Raw genomic sequence first — 22,204 nt, forward strand, 5'->3', positions numbered from 1 at the left:
ACCCGTCTGTCTGTCGCTTGTTCATAGCCCAGATTACAACAAGAGGAGGTTCATTGTGACGTCCACACCTTCCCAGGCAAGCCCTCATCAGGCCGGAGGGGACCTTCTGGCCCAGGCACTCAAAGAGGTGGCCGTCCACGCGGCCAGGCAAGCCATTCGTAGCCGTTCATTCAAGCGCAATTCGCTCCTGAAACCCCTGGACATCATTCTGGCCGAACTGGGACGCTATCCAAAGGAGCTGGAGTTTGCCCGCGATAGCAGCAAAGGCCTGATCTTCGACCACCTCAAGCGCATTCGAGCCCGGGTCTCGGAGGCAGCGATCTATGAGTACGTCGACCTGTTTTTTGAGAAAGTGCTCAAGCAGGCCCTTGACAACCATACAGGGAAACTGCTCCAGCGTGAGCGCTCGCTGCGCAGCGCCTACCTGGTTTATGTGCGTCAGGAGCTGGCGCGCGTCTTCATGGAGAGGAAGCGGGCAGCCTCAGAGGATGAGGCGTTTGCGCAGCTTGAGGCTGCTGAAATGGAGGAGTCCGAGGAAGAAGCGGCAACCGGCTCCCTCGCGGACTAGCTCGCACAGGGTCCAGCAGGCCAGGCCAGGCCTGAGCGCTTCCCTCAGCGCCCTCACCCCTTGAACAGCCAGAAGAGTGCAAGAGTAGAGATACAATCCATAAGATACATTTCATAAGAAAGGATGTTGCGTATCCATGAGTGTCACTACAACGTTCACCGTCCTCAATCAGTACCGTGACTATCTGCTGGAGCGCTATGATAACTTCCCGCATGGCCGCTATATCAGCGTGATCCTGATCCGCAAGACTGAGTCAGAGACCATCTTCCGCACGGAAGGCAGTGGAGAGGGTCTTGTCAAGGAGCTGGTGACTGCTGGTCGCCGGGAGAGCACACGCGAACCGATCCAGCGCGTGGTCATCAGCAAGCGCAAACAGACCGCGGTGGAGCGCCGTGTTGGGCGCGAGCTGCTGCGCGAGTACGAGCTGTTGGGGGCAGTGACAGTGGGGCGAGAGCAGCGCCCGTGCGCGCTGAATACCAATGCCCCCTGTGGCAAGTGCATCGACTGCATGGTCTATGGCTACGCCGCTGGCGGTGGCGGTGCCCAGAAGAGTCGCGTCATGACCGACGATGCCTACTCCCTGGCTCCGGCCCACCAGGTCACCAGCAAGCGCACTTTCAACGCTACCTTCGACAACGGGACGATGCGCAACCCCTTTGATGGGAAGCCCTCGACCTCCATCAACGAGGATGAGTACGTCTTGCCCGAGACCCATTTTCTCGATATCGAGACGCTCAAGGATCTCACGCCAGGAGAGTTCCAATACGTGCTTGGCAACATCCTGCGCAGCACCCGCTACGGGGCAATCAGCAGCCGTCAGGGGCGCGTACGCAATATGATCGTGGCCATGATATTTAGCGATACAGAGATCTTTTCGAATCTCGAACTGACCCAGGAGGTCTATGATCTGCTGTTGGAGACGCAGGGGAGTACGGAGCTGGATGTGCCGCTCTCTGACGCTCTTGTCGAGCATGCTGTGCAGCAGGCCACCGATACCCTGCTGCGCGACCTGGTCGGGCGCCCGCCACTGGTCGTGCGCGGGGAAGCTCTGGCGCGATTGCTAGAAGAGACTCTGACGCTCTATCGCGAGCCAGAGCGTCTCAAGGCGCTCCTTCAGGAGACCACAGCGAGCTACCAGGCTCTTCCCTGAGATTCTGGGTTCCGCACGCCAGGAAACAGGCTGAAGTCTCGATAAGAAGCGGGAAAGGAAGGAAAGGGACAGAAACGCAAGAAGAGGATAGCGGCCAGGAATGTAGCTCGGCCCAGCTGAGCGACACGACTCGACAGAGGAACCCTGGCCTGGCTGCGCCTTCCTTTCCCCCTGCACCCCAGGAGGAATCATGATATGACAACGCTGGCGATCTATCAGGTTGAACTGACACTGCTGGAACATACCTTTTTTGCCAGTCGCGAGGTGGGCCAGCTCTACGAGACCGAGCCCGTGATCGGCAACTACGCCCTGACCTATGCCCTGGGCTGGTGTGCCTCTCCCTACAACTGGAATGGCCCGCCACGCTATAAAGTAGACCTGCTGCCGCTGAACCACCAGGGCCGCTATGTGACGCCGGCGACTTTTCTGCCTGGTCGCCTGCGCTTCGCGTTCAGCCAGTTCAACGCCCAGTCAGACAGCTACTACTTCCGCTTCGATCAGAATGCCATTGCGCTGGAACGCTCTCGCAAGGCCCGGGCCATGAACTTCCCCCAGGCTGGCAAGATCCGTCTGCTCGCCGCCGAGAGCCAGGCACGTTTCTACGCACTGTTGCCGGAAGAGCTGGCTCCCGCACTGCCGCGCTACATCCGTCTGGGCAAGTTTCAGAGTAAGGCCCGCCTCGACTGGCAACCACTGCAGCTGCTTACCCAGGAGCCGCAGGAGCAAGAGTACGTTGTCGACTTCTTTCTGAATGCCGCTGACCTGCCGGAGGCCATGCTCTCTGGCATGCGCAGCTTCACCCTGTACAATATTCCGCCGGCGCCGCTGGTGCGTCAGGCGCGTCTGCGCGGCCCTTTCTGGGTCGGGCGTCTGCCCAATGGCGAAGTCGTTCCTCTGCCCGCCGGCATGCACTATGGCGTCGAGACCCTGCCCTGAATGAATGAGCGCTGACCGGCTATGGGGGGCCCGCCTGGCCGTGCGTCAGAATGCCGCTCAAGCCCGTTGAGGGATTGGAACTTGGAAAAGAGGAGGGTAACATCGTGCTGACCATCAAGGTATGTCCTCAAGAGGAACGCCGCTGGCTAGGGGTGCATCCGCTTGCGCTCGACAGCTCGGCCAGACCTGAGCAGGGCGGGAGCGAGGTGGATGGCCCTCCGACACAGGAAGTGCCTCGGCTCCTCTACCATCAGTGGCGCATGTACCAGGCCACGGCGCCGCTGGTCATCAATACCCACGCCACAGGTACTGGCAAAACCCTGGGGGCCTTGCTGCGCTTGCTGGCCCGTGTGCGTCAGATCGGCCCTGATCAGCTGACGCCCCGCCAGGGAGACACGCTCTTCATCGCCCCTACGAACGAGCTGATCGAGCAGCACGCAGCCACTGCCAGAGAGTTCTGTCAGCGCTATGGGCTGCCTTACCGGGTGGTCTCCGTGACCCGCGACGCTCTGGAAGGGTACAGGCAAGGATTGACCACAGAAGGCTACTCCCGCCTCGGCCAATTTCTGCGCCACCTGCTCAGCGAGCCGGCCACAGCTTTGCAGGAAGATGTCTCGACGGCCAAGGCCACTATCTTTGTGACCAACCCTGACATTTTCTACTATATCCTGACCGCTTGCTACAATCGCTTTGACCGCGGGCCGCTGTTGACGGAGGTGCTGCGAGATTTTAGCCTGGTAATCATCGACGAGGTGCACTACTACAGCCCGCGGCAGCTCGCAGCCTTTCTTTTCTTCCTGAAGCTGTCAGCGGCCTGGGGCTACCTCAGTGGCCCTGACAGCCCCCGGCAAGTGTGCCTGTTGACAGCGACGCCCTCGGTGCAGATGCGGCGCTATCTGGAAGGGCTGGGGATCGAGACCGAATGGATCGAGCCGCAGGACCCTGTTCCCGAGGCGTGGACAGACAAAGTCGAACCGGTGCGAGCACTGACGCCCGTGGAGCTGGCGATCTACAGCGCTGAAGAACTGGCACAGGATCAGCATAGCCAGCGCCAAAGTGGCGACGCCTTGCTGAGCCTGGTCCAGCACCTGTGGCCAACGTTGCGCCAGCTTCTAGAGATGCAGCCTGCCGATGGCTTCCCTGTCGAGGGGGCCATTCTCTCTAACTCGCTACGTACCATCAATCTGATCTACCGCGAGCTGCAAGCGCGTTGGCCAGCTGCCAGCGAACGGGTAGGGCGCATTACGGGCCCGCAGAGCGGCCAGGCACGTGATCAGGCACGCGAGCGCCAGTTAATCCTGGCTACCCCTACGGTGGACATCGGCTACAACTTCGAGCGCACGCGGTCAGAGCAGAAGCAGGCAGGGCAAGAGACTCCCATATCGACTGTGCGCAAGCCGCGACCCTCGCTCGATTTCCTGCTCTTCGACGCCTGGTCGGGCGATGAGCTACTTCAGCGTCTGGGCCGCGTTGGGAGGGTCCTGGCGCTGCCGACAGGAGAGCACTGTGGCCCCTGTCAGGCCTGGGCTGTCGTGGATCAGGAGAGCTATCGCTTGTTTGAAGGCTATGACGGGACGACGATCGAGCGAGGAACGCTGGCCAAGCTGGCGGCCCAGATGCCGGCGAGGCAGAATTTGACCGCCTATGTGCGCAGCGGTGCGATTGTGGAATTCTGCCGCGCGATTGGATTGATCGGCCAGGGGATGGCCGACGAGGAGCTGCCACTCCTCGATAACTTCCTGGAGGACCTCCAGAGGGCCTTTGCGGGAGAGCAAGAGCAGCGCCAGCGTCCCTGGTCCTACAAGCGGATACGGGAAGTACTCAGGCGCTATGAAGAGCTTGCCCGCAGCTATGGGGGCTTCAGCCATATTCCCGTTGCTGCCTTTGAGCGGTTCGCCGCCCTGCTCAATGGCCAGCCGCCAGATCAGCATGATCCGACCATCCCCTATCTGAAGGCATTTGATGAGCGCTTGCTTTCTATCATCGAGCATCGGCAAGAAAAGCCGCGGTGCAGTCTTGAGGCTATTCGCTGGCTCAAGCAGGATCTGAGCCAGTACTATGTAGAGCACGCTCGATGGAACTTCCGCGAGGGTTTTGAGACGCTCCAGGTACTGGTGTTCGACCCGCAGCATCTGCTGTCTGACGAGGACGTGACCCACTATGATCTCTTCCACATTCTGCGCTCGTATGAAGCGACTTTCTTCCCCACCGTGGAGGAATGGAGACGCGCCTGCTTTTCCGAAAGCTTCCGCTGGCAGGCGGACGTCTCTGTAAATCAGCGAGAGAAGCCAGTGCGCGCCAGAAAGGAGGAGGTGATTCTCTTCTGTCGCCTTCATGGGCTACGCAAGCAGCCACGTCAAGTCGGCTTACGCCTGGACGTCCCTGACCAGGAGCGGGGGGCATGGGAAGAACAGTGGGCCTATCGCGTCACGGCACTCTGGGGCTTGCAGCCGCGACTGATCAACGATGATAGCGGTCTTCCAGATTGCATACGCACGTGTTTACAAGAGCGCTTTGTTCCTGTCCTCGTGGCGGCAGAGGAAAGCAGCACCGTTGCCTGGCTCATGTCCCTGCGCCAGAAAGCACGCTTTTTCCCTGTGGCGCTGGAGGTCTCCTTCGCCGATCGCCCGAAGGTCTGCTATCGGGCTGTGCTGGGTCCGCTGGCCTGGCAACTGGCGGCGGAGATCCCTCGCTGGGTCTTCGAGCGTGATCGGCGGCGAGGACAGCAGGGAGAGAGCGAGCTGCTCTTCTTCTAACGAGACAGCGGGAGAAAGCAGCGTCCTCACGAGGAGACAGTGAAACTGCCACGCCTCACGCAGCCAGCTGCGGCCTTTTTGCTGGCCGCAGCAGCTTGCTGAGGACAGAGCAAGAGAGAGGAGAGCGACTATGTCTTCAGGAGCTGTTGTAGAGGAGCGCGGAACACTCATCTCAATGGTGCTGCGAGTAGAGCCAGCTGAGCCGGGCTGGCTGACGCCCAGTTGTGGCCCGCAGCTACAGGCGGCCTTTTTGCAGTTGGTGCGCCGGGTCGATCCAGATCTCTCGGCCTGGCTGCACCAGCCAAATCAGCGCCGGCCTTACACACTTAGTCTGCTGCACGGCTTTCGCCAGCTCAGTGCGAAGGATTTGCAGCTTGTCACCAGCCAGCAGCAACCGGTACCTGTCCAGCCTGGAGAGCGCTACTGGTTGCGTCTGACGCTCTTAGATGAGCGGCTTATCCGGGCTATCCTGCGCACCTCTCTGCAGCAGGCCCGACAGCTCTGCCTGACCATTGAGCAGACGCCGCTGCTCATCACCCATATTCTAGCCGCCCCTGATCCAGCGCATGAGAGGCCGTCCTGGGTGGCGATCACTTCCTTTGAGGAGCTGGCCCGTGAGCAGGAGGTCCAGGAACACTACACCTTTGAGTTTGCGAGTCCCACGGCCTTTAGTAAGGGACAACGCCCCTGGGGCAAGCTGCTGACTCTCTTCCCCGAGCCCGCTGCTGTCTTTGAAAGCCTGGCACGCTCCTGGGATCTCTTCGCTCCCGCGCCCCTGCGCCTCACTGCTGCCGGTCTGACCCCTCTCGCGATTGCTGACTGGTGTGCTGACAACCTGATCGTCTCTCACTACGATCTTCGCACCCAGTACCTGCCTTCCAGCCGCTTTGGACAGACCGGCTTTCTGGGACGCATCACCTACGAAGTGAAAGGGCCAGGGGACGTACCACAGGCCCGCTGGCTGACGCCCCTTGCTCGTCTGGCTCTCTTTAGCGGCGTGGGTTACAAAACAGCGATGGGCATGGGGCAAGCGCGTTGGCTGAATGTGCAGCCGTCGTCTGAGCAGCCGTCAGCCAGCCATGCTGTGGCCAGGGCTGCGTCGACCTTTCACAAACCAGTGGGAGAGGAAGATGAAATTGTCTACCAGGCTGACTGACAGTGAGCCGGCTGAGCAGATGATTATTCCTTTCTCCGCCCTGAATGCCTTGGAGTATTGTCCCAGACGCTTCTATTACGAATATGTTCAGGGGGAGATGCTCGTTAATGCCTTTGTACTAGAGGGCCAGCTGCTTCATCAAGGGGTGGATCAGCCTGGCCTCCTTACCGAGAAAGGAGTGGAGCGCATCCATCGCCTCTATCTCTGCAGCGAGCGCCTGCGCACGGCTGGCTACCTGGATTTACTTGAAGAGGAGAGGGGAAAGCTGGTGCCCGTTGAATACAAGCGAGGGAAAGAAGGGCGCTGGCTGAATGATCATATCCAGCTCTGCGCTCAGGCACTCTGTCTGGAGGAGCATCTTCCACATCTGGCACCGCTCACGCATGGCTACATCTTTTACTTTGGCTCACGGCGTCGTCAGCAGGTTCTGTTTCTCCCCGAACTCCGTCAGAAGACGCAGGAAAGCATTCAGCTGGCTCTGGAGCTTGCCCGAGAGCCAGGCCCACCGGTTCCTCTTCAGGGGAAGGCAGCACGACGGTGTCGCGACTGCAGTCTGCTGCCGCTCTGCCTACCCGAGGAGGTCCGCGCGCTTCAGGAGCAAGAGCAGGAAGATACAACGGGACAGGCGATGCCTGGGTGTAATCTTTGCTAAAAAGCCGATGGCCATAGCATAACCAATGGGAAATAAAGGAGTGGAATGTGTCTACGCTCTATCTCATGGAGGCTCATAGCCTGGTAAAGCGAGATACTGAAGACTGTCTTCTCATTCATATCCCGGAGCAACGTCTGGTTAATGGAGAACAGAAAACGGCTTTGCTTAAAAAGCGTATTCCTCTTCTCAAGGTGGATGAGGTCGTTGTGATGGGAGATGTCACGTTTACGGCAGCTGCACTGGACCTCTTGCTCGAGCGCAAGATACCTGTGCACTTCATGCGCGAGTATGGGAGTTTCCGGGGATCGCTGATTCCGGAGGCATCGAAAAATGCTCTCTTGCGGATTGCGCAGCATCAGGCCCATCATGATCCCCAGCAGCGGCTCTCGCTGGCCTCGTGCTTTGTAGCCGGCAAGCTCACCAACCAACGGCGTCTTTTGCAGCGTCTGTTGTCACGGCGTTCCCCTGACCAAGCACATGTGGTGCTGGAGGACCTCGCTCGAATCATCGAATCAGTTCGTGAGCTTCCTGCAGTGGTCTCTGCTTCTCTGCGCCCTCTCGCCACAGGCGATCACAGGATCAGAGGAACTCCTTTGGAAACCGTGTTGGGCCTCGAAGGCCAGGGTAGCGCTCTCTACTATGCCGCTTTTCCTCAGATGCTCCTGGAGCCTGACATCTGGGGCTTCCCGGGTCGGACAAAGCGGCCTCCGACAGACCCTGTTAATGCCTTGCTGAGTTATGGCTACACCATCCTGGCGAATCGCCTCACAGGAGCTGTTCAGCTTGTTGGCTTTGATCCCTATATCGGCTATCTCCACAGCAGTGGCTATGGCCGCCCAGCATTGGCTCTTGACCTCATGGAAGAGTTCCGCCCGCTCATTGTTGACTCTGTCGTTGTGAAGTTAGTTAACAAGCATATGCTCAGCCGGGACGATTTCGAGGAGCTGCTCGGCACCTATCGTCTCAAGAAAGAGCCAAAAAAGCGCTTTCTCACCGCTCTTGAGGAGCGTTTCCAGGAGGAGATCACTCATCCGATCTTCGGCTATCGTGTGAGTTATCGGCGCTGCATCGAGCTACAGGCGCGTCTTCTGGCCAAGTACCTGACTGGCGAGATTGCATACTATCAGCCGTTCGTAGTGAGGTGAAATCGCTATATGTCTCATGACACCTGTTGTTATATCATTGCTTATGATATTCCTGATGATCGGCGCCGTGCCCGTGTGTACAAGATCCTCTGTGGCTTCGGGCAGTGGACTCAGTATTCAGTCTTCGAATGCTTCCTGACAAAGAAGGAGCTTGTGCTTCTCCGGGCACGCCTGGCAGCCCACTTGAACGAGCGGGAGGACAGTGTCCGTATGTATCCGCTCTGTCAGGCCTGTGTAAAGCACGTTCTCACCGTCGGAGGCAAGCCACCGCGAGAGGAACACCTCTACTTTTCTTAGGGGCGATTGGTGACCCGACCCGAGCGTTGCTGGCCGGTGCCTTCCACAGAAAAGTACCAGCCCTTCTCCAGGCATCGTTTCCGGGGGAAGGGCTGGTCCTACTTTTTTCTCTTTCAATCCCTTGTTCCGATCCCTAAACAGGTTTGCACGGCGTTCTGACCTGGTCCAGCAGCCGATAGTAGTTCCAATCCCTAAACGGGCTTGAGCGCCGTTCTGACCATCTCCCCCGTAGACGTCGCCCCCACATGTGCCTGGTTCCAATCCCTAAACGGGCTTGAGCGGCCTTCTGACCAGCCTTGAACGGCTTTGAAGCCTGGATCTCTTGCAAGTTCCAATCCCTAAACGGGCTTGAGCGGCCTTCTGACCACTCCATCCAGACTGCCGTCTCCCCGGCGTCGAGTATGGTTCCAATCCCTAAACGGGCTTGAGCGGCGTTCTGACGTAGATCACTATCACGAACGCCGATGAGCACTTGTGTTCCAATCCCTAAACGGGCTTGAGCGGCGTTCTGACCCACGGGGATGGAAACATCCCGCGTCAGCCAGTAGTTCCAATCCCTAAACGGGCTTGAGCGGCGTTCTGACCTTTCTAGAGAGAGCCTGGTGGGCGGCCCCGAGTGTTAGTTCCAATCCCTAAACGGGCTTGAGCGGCGTTCTGACAGAAATGAGAGCAATTGGTAAACCACCACGTGGAAGAGTTCCAATCCCTAAACGGGCTTGAGCGGCGTTCTGACCAGATGCAGATAGAGGTTGCATTGCAGCCAGGCTGTTCCAATCCCTAAACGGGCTTGAGCGGCGTTCTGACAAAAATGTATATACGGCATACACAGTTGTCTTTGTATGTTCCAATCCCTAAACGGGCTTGAGCGGCGTTCTGACGGCACCCCTTCTAAGATAGCATCTGGAGCGGCTTCCGTCAAGCATTTTCGATGATCCCAAAAAATCGGTCATCAGTGACCGCTCTCGTGCGGTAATGATGCCAGGCTATATGGCCCTCAGCCGGCTTCAAAAGCCATTCGAGGATCGCTGCGTGGAACGTCGGGAGCCGAGATCCTCGAAGCGAACAGCAACAGCAGCAAAAACAGCTTTTGTTGATAATGGTGAAATTGGTACTGGAGTCGATAACAGCGCACGCGGAAGGGGCAGCCCAGAGGAGAGAGCAGGACCCTTGCTTCGTTTGGTACGCAGCTCGTGCCGGTCTACCACCGACTGGACCAGGCCACAATATGGGATCTAGGGCCTGAATTCTCGCACCGGTGCCCCTGCACTAGACCTCACAGCAGGAACTGGGGCGCATCACCTCACCATCCTGTTGCATTATTCTCCTTTGCCAATGACGCGCAACATCTGCCTGCGCGCCTCAGCAAGATCGATCCCCAGCATCTCTAGCATCCCCGCGCCAAGGTTGTCTCCGTCCCGAAGCAACCCAAGCAGCAAATGTTCAGTGCCGATGCGTCCTACTTTCAGTCTCTGAGCCTCTTCCTTTGCCAGCGTGAAGACCTGTTTGGCTCGCGGTGTCCACGGCAGCTCACCCGCAACTGCCTGGTCGCCAGGCGTGCCAGGCGAACGCCCTCTACAATGAGCGGCGTTTCCTCCCTACAGCAAGCGATCAATGGCTCTCACTCTGGCTCCCAGAGACTCATCTCCGTCTAGAGCGTCTCCCGTACCTCTCTCACAAGCAGCGGATACAAACAATTGCCCAGCGCAAGGGACCCGAAGAGCAGAAAGACAGTCGCAGCTCCGAGCCGATCGGTCAAAATTCCACCCAGCACTTGCCCCAGCGGGGCTAAACCCAAGGAGCCGATGGTATCCAGACTGATGACACGCCCCAGCTTGTCCCCAGGTACCTGCTCCTGCAAAATAGTGAAATAGACCGTGTTAAAAAAGGTCAGGCCGAAGCCGACCAGGATCGACGCCAGCGGAGCTAACCAGAGGGCCAAGGCCGCCGGAATCAAGCCAAAAGCAAGCACACCAGCCGCGCTCAGCATCAGAAAGAGATAGGCCAGCAACCCGCGCCGTCCCAGACGCAAGACCACCCCCAAAAGCAAGATGCTCAGCAGCGAGCCAATAGCCTCAGCTGTTTCAAGAAGACCAAGGAATCCAGCCCCCTGTCCATAGACAACCTGCACCAGCTTTGGCATAGAAACCGCCAAAGTGGCTATAAAGCAGACATTTCCAACAGTCGCACTGAGCAAGGTCACCCAGATCCAGCGCGACCGGCGCACATAGACCAGACCCTCACCCAGGTCCTGCAACACCTTCTGCAGACCAGCCCTTAGCTCCCACAGCCGCCCTCTCACAAGATTCTCCTCCTCGCCTTCAGCATCCTCACGCAGCGCCAGAGCTGACGATCCGAGTTGCCCTTGCTCAGAGCGCCGGTGGCGCTCAACAATAGGAACAGGGAACAACAGAAGCATCGAGATAAAAAAGCTCACAGCATCCAGGGCAAAGGCAGAAAACGGCCCTGCCAGAGCAATGAGTAAAGCCCCAAGCGCCGGACCCACCAGTCCCGCCAGATTGAGGCTCAGCGCGGTCAAGGCATTGGCAGATGGCAGCTCCTCCTTCCCTACAAGCTCGGGCGGGAGAGACATCAGCGCAGGATTGAAAAAGCCTTCAACGATCCCAAAGATAAGGCTTTCTACTACAAGCAGCCAGAGCTGAAGGAGACCGACAACGCCCAGCACTGTAACGGAGAGCAGGACAAGGCCCCGTAAGCCATCCGACCAGAGCACGATCGAACGCCGCGGCAGCCGATCAGCAGCAACGCCCCCAATCAGAACAAAGGCGAGGTTGGGAATCAGCCTGGCCATCAGGATCAGGCCCATAGCCGTGGCCGAGTGCGTCATCAGCAAGACCTGCCAGGCCAGTGCCAGCGAGAAGACATTGTTGCCCAGGTTCGAAATCGTCTGGCCCAACCAGAGCAAGCGAAAAGGACGACTGGCCAAGGCGCGCGCAAAGGTGAAACGCTGCGTCAGCTGCCGAGAAAACCGACCACTGCGTCGTAGCCAACCACTCAAGAGAGAGGCTCTAGCTGCAGGCCGCCGAGGAGGCTCACAAAGATTCGCCATTCAATCTGCCCTTTCTTATTTCTTAGATGCAAATATTTTATATATCAGATCTCATTTCCTGTCAATGATGGGGCAAAAGTGCGCAAAAATGGGAGGATTACGCAGCCTGGAGAAGAAAATCTGGCAGCGCTCTTTCTATCGCCAAAACAAAGAGGCTCTTCTGACGGTATCAGAAGAGCCTCCTGGCAGCGCCCAGGCCAAGATAGGGCGGGCGCCCACCTGTGTTATCGATCGCTGAGGCTTGTCACAGCCTCATCCGAGCAGGCTAAACGGATTCTGCAGCAAACGCTTGACCTCCTGCAAGAAGCGCGCCACCGTCGCCCCATAGAGGATACGATGATCTGCCGAGACCGTGACATGCATCATATCGCGCAGCACAGGCTGATCATCGATAGGAACAAAAGTACGCCGCACGGAGGCCACCGCCATAATGGCCGCTTCGGGCGGATTGATCACAGCGATGAACTCGCTGACATCAAGCATGCCCATATTGGAAATTGAGAAGGTACCACCCGAAAGATCAGCTGGTGTCAGCTTTCCAGCGTGGGCCTTCTCAATCAAAGCCCGCGCCTCACGAGCAATAGTGCGCACCCCTTTGAGATTGGCATCCCGAATAACCGGCACCACCAGGCCATTGGGAATATCCACCGCGATACCAATATTGATAGCCTGATGACGCACAAACTGGCCATCGCGATAGGAGCTGTTGACCTCGGGGAACTTCTCCAGAGCCAGAGCACAGGCTTTAATGATCAGATCATTGACCGAGACTTTAACACCGCCCTCACCAGCGCTCTCGTTGAGCTGGCGGCGCAGCGCCAGAGCCTCCGTCATATCGATCTCAGTACTGACATAGAAATGCGGGATCGCCTGCTTCGACTCAGTCAGGCGCCGTGCGATCGTCGCTTGCATACGCGAGAGCGGCACCAGCTCCTCAGCAGGAGCCGCCCCGACCTCAGCGGCGGCAGCGGGCGCAGCGACTGAAGGTGCTGGGGCGGCTTCCGCCGGAGCAGTCACCGTCGCCGCCCGATGGCTTTCAAGGAAAGCCTCGATATCATCGCGCACGATACGCCCACCAGGGCCAGAGCCACGGATCTGACGCAGGTCGATATTGTGCTCCTCAGCCAGGCGACGGGCCAACGGCGAGGCCTTGATGACGCGATCTCCATTCTCATGACCAACCGGCGCAGTCGGTGGGGGTACCTCAACCGGCGCTGCGGTCCGCTGCCGCGACGATGATGCCTCCTGAGAGACCTCTGCCCCAGAGCCGCCGCTACCGGTGGTACCACTACCCGCCGCAGAGGAAGCAGTCGTTGCCTGGGGAACTGGGCGCGCTGCGCTCACCCCTGCCTGGTCAGCAACACCTGCCCCACTTCCAATCAGCGCAATCACCTGACCGATCGGGGCGCTTTCCCCTTCCTGGACCAGGATCTTTTCCAAGACCCCGCTCTCGTAGGCCTGCAGCTCCATCGTCGCCTTATCGGTCTCGATCTCAGCGAGCACATCTCCCCGCTCAACGCGATCGCCAGGTTTCTTTAACCAGCGGGCAATCGTCCCCTCCTGCATCGTATCGCTGAGCCGGGGCATAGTCACCTCAGGCATAGACGACCCTCCTCTTGCGAATAGCCAGGCGATCGACCGCCTCCACCAGCTGCCGCGCACTTGGCAAAGCCGCCTGCTCTAGCGGCTTCGAATAGGGGAGCGGTACCTCAGCACCAGCAACGCGCTGAATGGGCGCATCTAGATAATCAAAGGCTTCCTCCTGAAGAGTGGCCGCCAGCTCGGCCCCCACCCCATAAGAGCGCCAGTCTTCCTCAAAAATGATAGCTCGGTTGGTCTTCTTGACCGAATTGACAATTGTCTCATGGTCAAGCGGACGCAAGGAACGCACGTCAACCACCTCGACGCTGAGCTGGCGCTCCTGCTCCAGCCGCCGGGCAACATCAAGAGCCACCACCGCCATGCGCGAGTAGCTGATGATGGTCAGATCATGGCCCTCCTTCATGACCCGAGCCTTGCCAAAGGGGATGGTGTAATCCCCATCGGGTACCTCGCCACGCGTATTGTAAAGCGCCAGATTCTCCAGGAAGAGCACCGGGTTGTCGTCACGCACAGCGGTCCGCAACAGACCTCGGGCATCCGCCGGCGTGGAGGGCGCGACCACCTTGAGGCCAGGAACATGAGCAAACCAGACCTCCAGATTCTGCGAGTGGGTCGCCGAGAGCTGCTGACCACCACCGCCCGGAGTGCGGATCACCAGAGGAACCGGGCACTGACCGCCGAACATATAATAGATCTTGGCCGCATGGTTGACGATCTCATCCATCGCGAGGGCAATGAAGTTGATCGTCATGATCTCCACGATTGGGCGCAAACCAAGCATGGCGGCCCCGATCGCCAGCCCCACAAAGCCATTCTCACAGATCGGCGTATCAACCACACGCTTCGGACCAAACTCCTGGAGGAGGCCGGCGGTGATCTTGTAAGAACCCTCGAAACGCCCGATCTCCTCGCCGATCAGAAAAACATTCTCATCACGTAGCAGCTCCTCGCGCAGCGTATCATGTAGCGCCTGGCGATAGGTTATCTCGGCCATACTCAGCGCCCTCCCTCACCGGCATAGACAAAGTCGTAGAGTTCCTCGACCGAAGGAAGCTCGCTCTCCTCGGCGAAGCGCACCGCCTCCTCGACCTCCTGCTGCGCCCGCGTCTCCAGCTCCTGGCGCGTCGCCTCATCCATCAGCCCCGCCTCTTTGAGCCGGGTTGCATAAAGCACAATGGGGTCACGCTCGCGCCAGCGCCGTACCTCGTCTTCGGGGCGATAGCGATCAGGGTCAACCACCGAGTGACCACGGAAGCGATAGCTGACCGCCTCGATCAGGCTCGGCTCACGCTCCTCACGCGCAATACGAGCCGCCGTGCGTACAGCCTCTAAGACGGCCAGAACATCAGTGCCATCAACGCGCTCGCTACGCATATCATAGGCACAGGCCTTGCGATAAAGATCGGGGACCGCCGAGCCCTGATCAACACGCGTCCCCATGCCGTACTGATTGTTAACAATGAGGAAGACCACCGGCAACCGATAGAGCTTGGCCAGGTTGAGCGATTCGTGGAAAGGCCCCCCATTGGTAGTGCCATCGCCCATCTGGCAGGCCACAATCTCACGTGCGCCCCGATAGGCCAGTGCAAAGGCCGCCCCCACCGCCAGCGGCAACTGCCCCCCTACAATGCCGTAGCCCCCCATGAAGCGCCGCTTGATATCAAAGAGATGCATTGATCCCCCACGCCCAAGAGAGCAGCCAGTCTTTTTGCCGAATAGTTCGGCCATGACCACCGCAGGCGAGATGCCACGGCAGATGGCATAGCCATGCTCGCGGTAGTTGGTATAGACGTAGTCGTCAGGCTCCAGACCGGCACAGAAGCCGACGACCGTGGCCTCTTCGCCAAGATTGAGGTGACAGTAGCCGCCGATGCGCGCACGGGTGTACATCTCACCGGCCTTCTCCTCAAAATAGCGAATAAGGACCATCTGATAATAGTAATTGAGCAGCGTTTCGCGGTCCGTTCCTGCGAGCAGCGAAGCAGGGGAGCCGGGGGTATTCGGCCCGGCCCCGTGTGCGGCTGCCTTCCGTTGCTGTCTGGTCTCCATAGGTACACTACTTCTTCTTTCTGGCTAATCGACACTGCCTCAACAAGATGAGCTTGACTGCTAGCGATCCAATCGCCCTGATGAGCCGGAACAAGGAAGAGCACAGAGCCAGCGCCGTACTGCTGCCTGGGCGTCGTTCTTACCAGACAAGCAGACGCCTAGAAACCAGGAGGAGCTGGCTCGGCTGGCGCCACCATCTGAGGCGCTGCACAGCGAGGGCAGCACTCCGGCGGTGCTTCGCCAGGCGCCACCTCGCCACATACCGGACAGGTCCAGCGCGTCGCCACCTCCCTGACCAGATCAGCGCGGCTCACGATGCCCACCAGCCGCCCCTCGCGCAGCACCGGCAAGCGCCGAACACGCCGATTGACAAGCAGCTGGGCAACATCCTCCAGATCGGTCTCCTCGCTGACACTGATCAGACCACGGGTCATAATCTCTCGCACAAAGCGACCCTGACGCGCCAATACATCGTGCTCAGTGACAAGACCGGTGATCATCCCCTCTTCATTGACCACGGGTAACCCACTGACTCGATGGCACGCCATCAGGGCTGCCGCCTGCTGTCGCGTCTGGTCCTCACGGACAGTTACCACCCGTGTGGTCATAACATCTTTGACTTTTCTCATCGCCTGTCATCTCCTCTGAGCTTCCAGTCTGCAGGAGTACTGTGTTCCTCACCGACAGACAGAATATCTCATCCTCTTGCAGGCGATGTACTTCTTCTCTGAACCCTCTGTTGAACTGCTCTTCTGTTCCTTCTTGCTACTCGACTCTTTCAGCGCCTGCCGCCGTCGGCTCCTGTCACGCGCCGTCCGATAGCCTGCGATTCGTTGACGGGCATTACCCTGCCTGCAAAGCAGGAGTCGGGCAGCGACAGGCCTGTTTCCTGGCAACCTCCCGCTACTCTTGAGTAGGTACTCACCACCTTGTCTGATTGGCCAATTGGTCTGCCTGTAACCTCAGTTAGCCAGCTAACGACTCGCTTCCCCTCCTCTGGCACACACTGCCCCTTCGTGGCCAGAGAGGGGAAGAAGGAACCAATCGTTCTGCTGCTGTCGCTAGGCCAGGCTTCCTGCAGAACACGCTTATCAGAACCAGCTATCTCGTCAGCGGGACGTCCTTCCGGTTCCGGCTAATTTCCTCGCCTACAGACAGAGGCGGCGCTCCTCGCTTTTCCTCTTTATCTTATCACGCTCTCTCCGCTTTGACGAGGGCTGAACGATCCAGCGAGCTGACAGAGACAAACCCACTCAGGGCCAGCGTGAGATCCAGATCGGCCAGCATATTCTGCAAGACCTCGCGCACACCAGCCTCCCCTCCCACAGCCAGCCCCCAAATATAGGGGCGCCCCAGCAAGACGGCCCGCGCCCCCAGCGCCACCGCCTTGACAATATCAGCCCCCTGACGAATGCCGCTGTCAAACAGCACGGGAATCCGTCCGGCAACGGCCTCCACTACTCCCGGCAATGCCTCCAGCGCAGCAATGGCCCCCGCAACCTGGCGTCCCCCGTGATTGGAGACAATCACGCCGTCGACACCGCACTCCACCGCCCGGCGCGCATCATCAGGGTGAAGAATCCCTTTGAGCAAGACGGGCAGTTGCGTATGTTGGCGAAGGAAAGCGAGATCTTCCCACTGGAGTGTCAGATGGCCGAAGCTGGAGACATACTTCTGAATAGCCGGAAATGGATTTTCTTCGGGGGTTTGTGGTAAATCGCGACGGAAGACAGGATCGCTCAGGTAGTTGGCTAGCCCCTGCGCCTGGAGAAACGGCAGATAGGCCCGCTGCAGATCTCGCGGACGCCAGCCAATCAAGCGTGTATCGAGCGTGACCACAATTGCGCCGTAGCCAGCCCGCTCAGCTCGCTGAACAAGGCTTGCACAGAACTCGGCATCGGCAGGCCAATAGAGCTGGAACCAACGCGGTCCACCGCCTGCTGCCCGAGCTACCTCCTCCAGTGTATAAGAGGAGACCGTGCTCAAAATAAAGGGAATGCCCAGCGAAGCCGCAGCCCGCGCCACTGCCAGCTCGGCCTCGGGGTGAATGATCGATTGAACACCAATTGGGGCAAGCAACAGAGGCGCTGGTAGGCGCAGTCCCAACAGCTCGACGCTGAGATCACGCTGGGCAATATTGCCCAGCATACGCGGGACGATGGACCAGCGCTGAAAAGCAGCAAGGTTAGCCTGCATGGTATCCTCAGCGCCAGCACCCCCAGCCACGTAGTCATAAGCCTCGGGGCTTAGGCGCTCTTTGGCACGCCGCTCCAGCTCCTGCACATCCAGAGGCAAGGCCGGAAGCTGTCCCTGTAGCCCCGCCATGTAGATTTGAAACTGGCGTTCGCTGCCATAGGGCGGCGAGACATGGTCGCCCTCGTGGGGAGTCTCTGACATCGCGGCTCTGTCCTTTCCTTCCCTGGGGATTGCTGCAAGGCCGTTTCCTCTTCATTGTACCATGTCAGACTCTGCTGTTGAAAGCGGCAAAGAGGACGAACAAGAGAGCATTGAAAGGGGCATCCCCTGGTCCCGCCCCGACCGGGCTGGAGCTCAGTGCTCAGTGATCAGATCGATCTCAAAGCAGCACTGCGGTCGCTCTGCGCAGCAACAACAGGCCCGCACGGGCAAAGCAGTCAACTCAGCCAACAGCGCTTCAACCAGCAGACAGAGACGGGGATGAGAGGGGATCAGCGCAGCCAGTGGACAGCTCGCGGCACGTAGACGAGCCTGGCTGCCAGAACAATCGCTCAGATCCTCCACCCCTACCTCTAGCTCAGCTAAAGCCCCGAGTTCGTTGAGCACCGCCACCGCCCAACGCACGCGACTCAGCGGCTCGCTCGACCGACTTTGCTCATTGGCTCGCCAGCGCTGTGCCAGGCGCTGGCCGATAGTCCGCAGGAGTCGCTCTAGCTCCGCGGCAGGGAGCTGCTCGGTCAGTAACTCAAGGAGCGCATCGAGGGTTGGCAGGTAGGCACGCGGAAAGAGAGGATCGGCAGCCGGAGCCAGCTCGTAAAGGTAAGCCGGCTTCCCTTGAGCAGCACGCCGCTCTCCCCGTTGGACAACAAAGCCATCACGCTCCAGCGCCGCCAAGTGAGCACGCACGGCATTATCGGTCAGCCCTAGCTCCCGGGCCAATTCTTCAACTGTAGCCCCCTGGCGAGAGAGCAAAGCCACAATGCGCCCGCGCGTGCTCCTGAAAAAGCGCCGCTGCGCCTGATTGCCAGTCATCGGTCTTGCACTTCCTGATCGAGAGGAAAAACAATTAGCGCTTGCTTTGCCTCAGTTTAACAGAGAGCCAGCCTTATGTCAATAAATTCTTTGACTTTCTTGACTTTCCCGAGCGAGTATGGTATATCCAAAAGAGGGAGAGAGTCCTGGAAGCTGCCCGATGCGCTAGTGGACGGATCGGGCAGGCTTTTTTAGCCAAAGCACAACTGCCTGCTATCTGCTGACGCCTGTTTGCTTCCTGTACAGCAGGAGCGGCTAACCAGAGACGGAGGGGCAATGGCGAGCAACGCCAGCCGGTCGAGGCCTGGCCAGCGCACACGCTGACGTGGTCAAGGCCCACTGTATGCGGTCTTGTCAGCCATTGCCCCCCCGTTTTTCCGTGCACAGAGACGAGAGGCGTTTGACCTGGCAACATGCAGCAAGGACGAGGGGGAAGGCCGCTCTTGAGGCCAGAGTTGGAGCATGGGCAGGTTGTCAGCCCTTGTGAAGAGAAGAGAAGAGACGAAGGAGAGCACCATGAGCGACACGACGCATGAGCCGGTCCCGTCAACGACCAACATCTGGCAGTCTTTCGCCGACCGCTTTGGCGACAGTCTGCAGGCTCTGGCCCGCACGCTGACTGGAGGCACGCAGAAGCCACCACGCCTCCTGAAAAGCTTACTCAGCGGCACCTTTGGAGGTCATCCCCTGCACCCGGCCATCACCGATATCCCGATCGGCGCCTGGACCCTGACCGCCATTCTCGACATTATCTGGCTGGCCGCACCAGCTGGCAATAGCTGGGCCGCGCGCGGGGCGCTGGTCGGAGCCATCGTTGGGTTGATCGCTGCTCTGGGAGCGCTGTTTACCGGTCTGGCCGACTGGAGCGATACCTATGGAGCTGAGCGAACGGTCGGCTTCTATCATGGCTTGCTCAACACGGCGGCTTTTCTCCTCTATCTGGTCTCATTGATCCTGCGCCTGATCTCTCCTCTGAACGAAAGCATCGCCGCCGCCGTGCTCGGCTTCATCGGCTTCGTGGCTATTCTGGTGGCGGGCTATCTGGGCGGAGACATGGTCTTTGTGAAGGGCACCAACGTTAACCATACTGCCTGGGAGGCGGCAGGCGAGGACTTCGAGCCGGTCCTTCCGGCAAGCAATGTCGAGGAGGGACACCTCTATCGCGTAACAGTAGCCGGTGTGCCCGTGGTACTGCTCCGTCGTGGCGAGCAGTACTATGCAATTTCAGCAACCTGCCCCCATGCTGGGGGACCTCTGGACGAAGGAACGCTGGATGGGGATGTGGTGGAATGTCCCTGGCATGGCTCACGCTTTTGCGTGCGCGATGGGCGCGTGCTGACTGGCCCGGCAACCGTGCCGGCTCCGCGCTATGCGGTACGCGTTCGCAATGGCCAGGTTGAACTACGCCGTTTGGGTGGGCACTGATCAGAGAGACAGGAGCCTTCTGCGAGCAACCCCTGATGCCAGGATAGTCCCCGGTGCCATTTTCCACACAAAAGGACCCGAGAGAGATACCCTCGGGTCCAGCTTGTTTCTGTGGTCAGATCACCGCACAACCGCCGCTGATCCGACCCGCTTTACGACGCGGCAGTCGCGGGCGTGTTGAGCAACTCGTCCAGCGTATTCTTCTTGACACGATAGACTTCGCGCTTGCCCTTGTGCGGCAAGGTAATGGCCTGCAGGGCACCGGTCTTGATCCAGCGGCGCACCGTGGTGTCATCAACACGCAGGCGCTTCGCTACCTCGCTGACAGTGAGCAGCTCTGTCGTATACTCTTCACGAGAATCGCGCTCGCGATCCACAACTGCACTTTCCCGACGAGCCATAGGTTTCCCTCTCCTCTCTACTGAATTCGATCGGATTACAGTCCCAGGCAGTTCGCCTGGAGCGTTCTATCATTTCCAGCTAATATGAGTAAAACACTCCTCTATTAAGAGGAACTGTGAATTAGCTGAAATTTCGCTGAGAATTTGGAACTCCCGATCTGCCCGTCCCGCCAGGGAAGCGGCTCAGTTTGCCTGAAAAGGAAGAGACAGAACCTCAGCAGCTTCCCCGCTTGGGGCCGGGAAATTGAGACTTTTCACTTCTCCGATTTTATAATAGCACATTTCCGATCTATTATCCAATCCACTGGTAATAACAACGGGGAAGCCGGATAATCTTCCCGGCCAGCGAACAGCCGTATCTAGAGAAGAGAGAAGCGGGGAGTTGAGGGAGTATAGAAGCAGGTGATCAACCCGGCAAAGCAGAGGAGAAGCGGCACAGGCCATCTGAGCGTTGCGCCCATTGATGTTGATCCAGCACGGTTCCTGATCAGAAGGATTGATCTCTCAAAAGGATTGATCTCTCAATGGGAACGAAAGGAGGAGAAGGAGGAGAGGTAACCACTCCCCTTGCCCAGAAGCAGGAGCTGCTGGGAAGCGTGTTCCCCGGCTCTCTAGCTGTCAAGCCAACAGGTCTGCCGCAGCTGTGAGGTCTCCCTCCATGCAGCCCGACATAGGAGGATGGACATTCGAAGATCTGTTCGAGCGCCAGAGCGGTGCCCGCGTCAGGGCCGCCTTCCGCTGGCCTGGCTTACTCAAGAGGCGTTACTACAGCGGCATAGCCGCCCCACCACTGGAGGAACTGCTCCCGGCTGAGGACACGGCGATTCCAGGCCGAGGAGTCGGCCAGATAGACCGACGTTGCATCGCCGCCGAGCACGACGAGCAAATGGCCGCCAGCATAGCGATCTGGTGGGAAGCTTACGATCACAGGGGCACCATTGTTGGCCACGGCCAGCAGCTGCTCCAGGGACCAGTGCTCACCCCACTCGGTGCGAAAGACAAAGTGGGCCGCAGTGATTGCAATACCATCTGGCGATACCAGGCCCAGCTCCGGCGTGATTTGCCCCAGAGCTGCCTCGACGTGCAGCACGTCGCTGATGCGATAGTGCCGGCCATAGGCATTGAAGACCTCCGTCATGGCGGCTGCTGAACATGCAGAATAGGCCCAGGTGTCATATTCTTCTTGAGAAGCATACTGGGCAGGATCAAGCTGGGAGATACGCACAAGACTGCGCGAGGCGTTGAAGCCATGAGGCAGGGTCTGGAGATCAAGTGTCTGACCGTGATTGTTGCGGAAAAAGGTGAGCGCCGCGTTCAGCGTCAGCTGTCCACCATCGGCCAGAGCACTGGTCATCGAGAGCGCCAGAAGAACCATTACCAGCAGCAGCAGCGAGAGAATCACACGCCAACGCCGATACCAGGGCGCCGGGATCGTCTGAGCGAACCAGGGCTTCCCCTCCTGGCCGTCTTGTGCCCGCTGCAGAAGGCGGGCAGTACGAGCGGTCAAGCTTGCTTGCTCTCCTGAAGAGGAGACGAGGAGAGCACTTGCCAGCCCTTCACGCCGCAACCAGCGCTCAAGCCAGCTTCCACGGCGCCAAAGACTCAGCCCCAGCATGAGCAGGAGCAGCGCGCTCGCCAGCACCATAAAGGGGACCACAGAGCAACCTCCCGGTTCTTCATCTCCATAAACACATCAACATCATTTACCAGAAGTATCCCGGGAGTTGAGGGCTTCCGTCAAATCACCCCCACAATAGTACCATATGAAGCAT

Annotated in this window: 19 protein-coding genes and 1 CRISPR repeat array; of the genes, 9 read left to right on the forward strand and 10 right to left on the reverse strand. The window is 58.9% G+C overall.

Annotation, left to right across the window (positions count from 1 at the left end; all coding sequences use genetic code 11):
• Nucleotides 1–55: 55 nt before the first annotated feature.
• The 8 genes from A4R35_RS08260 (at nucleotide 56) to cas2 (ending at nucleotide 8,660) form a co-directional block, all read left to right on the forward strand.
• The gene (locus A4R35_RS08260; RefSeq protein ID WP_112428313.1) at nucleotides 56–568 is read left to right on the forward strand and encodes a hypothetical protein; all 513 of its coding nucleotides are present in this window, start codon (nucleotides 56–58) and stop codon (nucleotides 566–568) included.
• Between the two features lie 136 nt (nucleotides 569–704).
• Nucleotides 705–1,718 (forward strand): type I-D CRISPR-associated protein Cas7/Csc2, encoded by a 1,014-nt coding sequence (gene cas7d, locus A4R35_RS08265; RefSeq protein WP_112428315.1) that lies wholly within the window; start codon nucleotides 705–707, stop codon nucleotides 1,716–1,718.
• A 195-nt stretch (nucleotides 1,719–1,913) separates the two neighbouring features.
• Nucleotides 1,914–2,654 (forward strand): type I-D CRISPR-associated protein Cas5/Csc1, encoded by a 741-nt coding sequence (cas5d, locus tag A4R35_RS08270; RefSeq protein ID WP_112428317.1) that lies wholly within the window; start codon nucleotides 1,914–1,916, stop codon nucleotides 2,652–2,654.
• Nucleotides 2,655–2,758: 104 nt separating this feature from the next.
• Nucleotides 2,759–5,410 carry a type I-D CRISPR-associated helicase Cas3' gene (gene cas3 / locus A4R35_RS08275; protein ID WP_189361537.1) on the forward strand — a complete coding sequence of 884 codons (2,652 nt, stop codon included), beginning with the start codon at nucleotides 2,759–2,761 and terminating at the stop codon, nucleotides 5,408–5,410.
• A 130-nt stretch (nucleotides 5,411–5,540) separates the two neighbouring features.
• Nucleotides 5,541–6,566 (forward strand): CRISPR-associated endoribonuclease Cas6, encoded by a 1,026-nt coding sequence (gene cas6, locus A4R35_RS08280; RefSeq protein WP_112428321.1) that lies wholly within the window; start codon nucleotides 5,541–5,543, stop codon nucleotides 6,564–6,566.
• Nucleotides 6,547–7,218, forward strand: coding sequence for a CRISPR-associated protein Cas4 (gene cas4 / locus A4R35_RS08285; RefSeq protein WP_223258251.1), 672 nt, complete (start codon nucleotides 6,547–6,549; stop codon nucleotides 7,216–7,218). Before cas6 ends, cas4 begins: the two co-directional genes overlap by 20 nt.
• A gap of 47 nt (nucleotides 7,219–7,265) precedes the next feature.
• Complete coding sequence (gene cas1d, locus A4R35_RS08290; RefSeq protein WP_112428323.1) at nucleotides 7,266–8,363, forward strand: type I-D CRISPR-associated endonuclease Cas1d; 1,098 nt, start codon at nucleotides 7,266–7,268, stop codon at nucleotides 8,361–8,363.
• Between the two features lie 9 nt (nucleotides 8,364–8,372).
• Nucleotides 8,373–8,660 carry a CRISPR-associated endonuclease Cas2 gene (gene cas2, locus A4R35_RS25255; protein WP_112428325.1) on the forward strand — a complete coding sequence of 96 codons (288 nt, stop codon included), beginning with the start codon at nucleotides 8,373–8,375 and terminating at the stop codon, nucleotides 8,658–8,660.
• Nucleotides 8,661–8,914: 254 nt separating this feature from the next.
• A CRISPR array of direct repeats spans nucleotides 8,915–9,538; the repeat unit is 37 nt; unit sequence GTTCCAATCCCTAAACGGGCTTGAGCGGCGTTCTGAC.
• Nucleotides 9,539–9,976: 438 nt separating this feature from the next.
• Here the strand turns inward: cas2 and A4R35_RS25260 are convergent.
• From A4R35_RS25260 to A4R35_RS08340, 8 genes are all read right to left on the reverse strand, one after another.
• A complete protein-coding gene (locus A4R35_RS25260; protein ID WP_112428327.1) occupies nucleotides 9,977–10,186 on the reverse strand; it encodes a Clp protease N-terminal domain-containing protein in 210 nt (69 codons plus the stop codon).
• A 122-nt stretch (nucleotides 10,187–10,308) separates the two neighbouring features.
• Entirely contained in the window at nucleotides 10,309–11,676 is a 1,368-nt protein-coding gene (locus tag A4R35_RS08310; protein ID WP_189361538.1) for an MFS transporter, read from the reverse strand.
• Nucleotides 11,677–11,979: 303 nt separating this feature from the next.
• Nucleotides 11,980–13,329 (reverse strand): dihydrolipoamide acetyltransferase family protein, encoded by a 1,350-nt coding sequence (locus A4R35_RS08315; protein ID WP_112428333.1) that lies wholly within the window; start codon nucleotides 13,327–13,329, stop codon nucleotides 11,980–11,982.
• Nucleotides 13,322–14,323, reverse strand: a complete 1,002-nt coding sequence (locus tag A4R35_RS08320) for an alpha-ketoacid dehydrogenase subunit beta (protein WP_112428335.1) — start codon at nucleotides 14,321–14,323, stop codon at nucleotides 13,322–13,324. Before A4R35_RS08320 ends, A4R35_RS08315 begins: the two co-directional genes overlap by 8 nt.
• Nucleotides 14,324–14,325: 2 nt before the next feature.
• Nucleotides 14,326–15,378, reverse strand: coding sequence for a pyruvate dehydrogenase (acetyl-transferring) E1 component subunit alpha (gene pdhA, locus A4R35_RS08325; RefSeq protein WP_112428337.1), 1,053 nt, complete (start codon nucleotides 15,376–15,378; stop codon nucleotides 14,326–14,328).
• A gap of 158 nt (nucleotides 15,379–15,536) precedes the next feature.
• A complete protein-coding gene (locus A4R35_RS08330) occupies nucleotides 15,537–16,007 on the reverse strand; it encodes a CBS domain-containing protein (protein ID WP_112428339.1) in 471 nt (156 codons plus the stop codon).
• A gap of 562 nt (nucleotides 16,008–16,569) precedes the next feature.
• Nucleotides 16,570–17,775, reverse strand: a complete 1,206-nt coding sequence (locus A4R35_RS08335) for an alpha-hydroxy-acid oxidizing protein (RefSeq protein ID WP_112428341.1) — start codon at nucleotides 17,773–17,775, stop codon at nucleotides 16,570–16,572.
• Nucleotides 17,776–17,928: 153 nt separating this feature from the next.
• Complete coding sequence (locus A4R35_RS08340; RefSeq protein ID WP_112428343.1) at nucleotides 17,929–18,606, reverse strand: helix-turn-helix transcriptional regulator; 678 nt, start codon at nucleotides 18,604–18,606, stop codon at nucleotides 17,929–17,931.
• A 516-nt stretch (nucleotides 18,607–19,122) separates the two neighbouring features.
• Between A4R35_RS08340 and A4R35_RS08345 the strand changes: the two genes are divergently transcribed.
• Nucleotides 19,123–20,031 (forward strand): Rieske 2Fe-2S domain-containing protein, encoded by a 909-nt coding sequence (locus A4R35_RS08345; RefSeq protein ID WP_189361546.1) that lies wholly within the window; start codon nucleotides 19,123–19,125, stop codon nucleotides 20,029–20,031.
• A gap of 152 nt (nucleotides 20,032–20,183) precedes the next feature.
• Here A4R35_RS08345 and A4R35_RS08350 read toward each other — a convergent pair whose 3' ends face one another.
• Nucleotides 20,184–20,432, reverse strand: a complete 249-nt coding sequence (locus tag A4R35_RS08350) for a helix-turn-helix domain-containing protein (protein WP_112428347.1) — start codon at nucleotides 20,430–20,432, stop codon at nucleotides 20,184–20,186.
• 748 nt (nucleotides 20,433–21,180) lie between these two features.
• A complete protein-coding gene (locus tag A4R35_RS08355) occupies nucleotides 21,181–22,089 on the reverse strand; it encodes a cysteine peptidase family C39 domain-containing protein (RefSeq protein WP_112428350.1) in 909 nt (302 codons plus the stop codon).
• Between the last annotated feature and the right edge of the window lie 115 nt (nucleotides 22,090–22,204).

It is taken from the genome of Thermogemmatispora tikiterensis (genome assembly GCF_003268475.1).
In the GTDB taxonomy this organism is placed as follows: Bacteria; Chloroflexota; Ktedonobacteria; order Ktedonobacterales; family Ktedonobacteraceae; genus Thermogemmatispora; species Thermogemmatispora tikiterensis.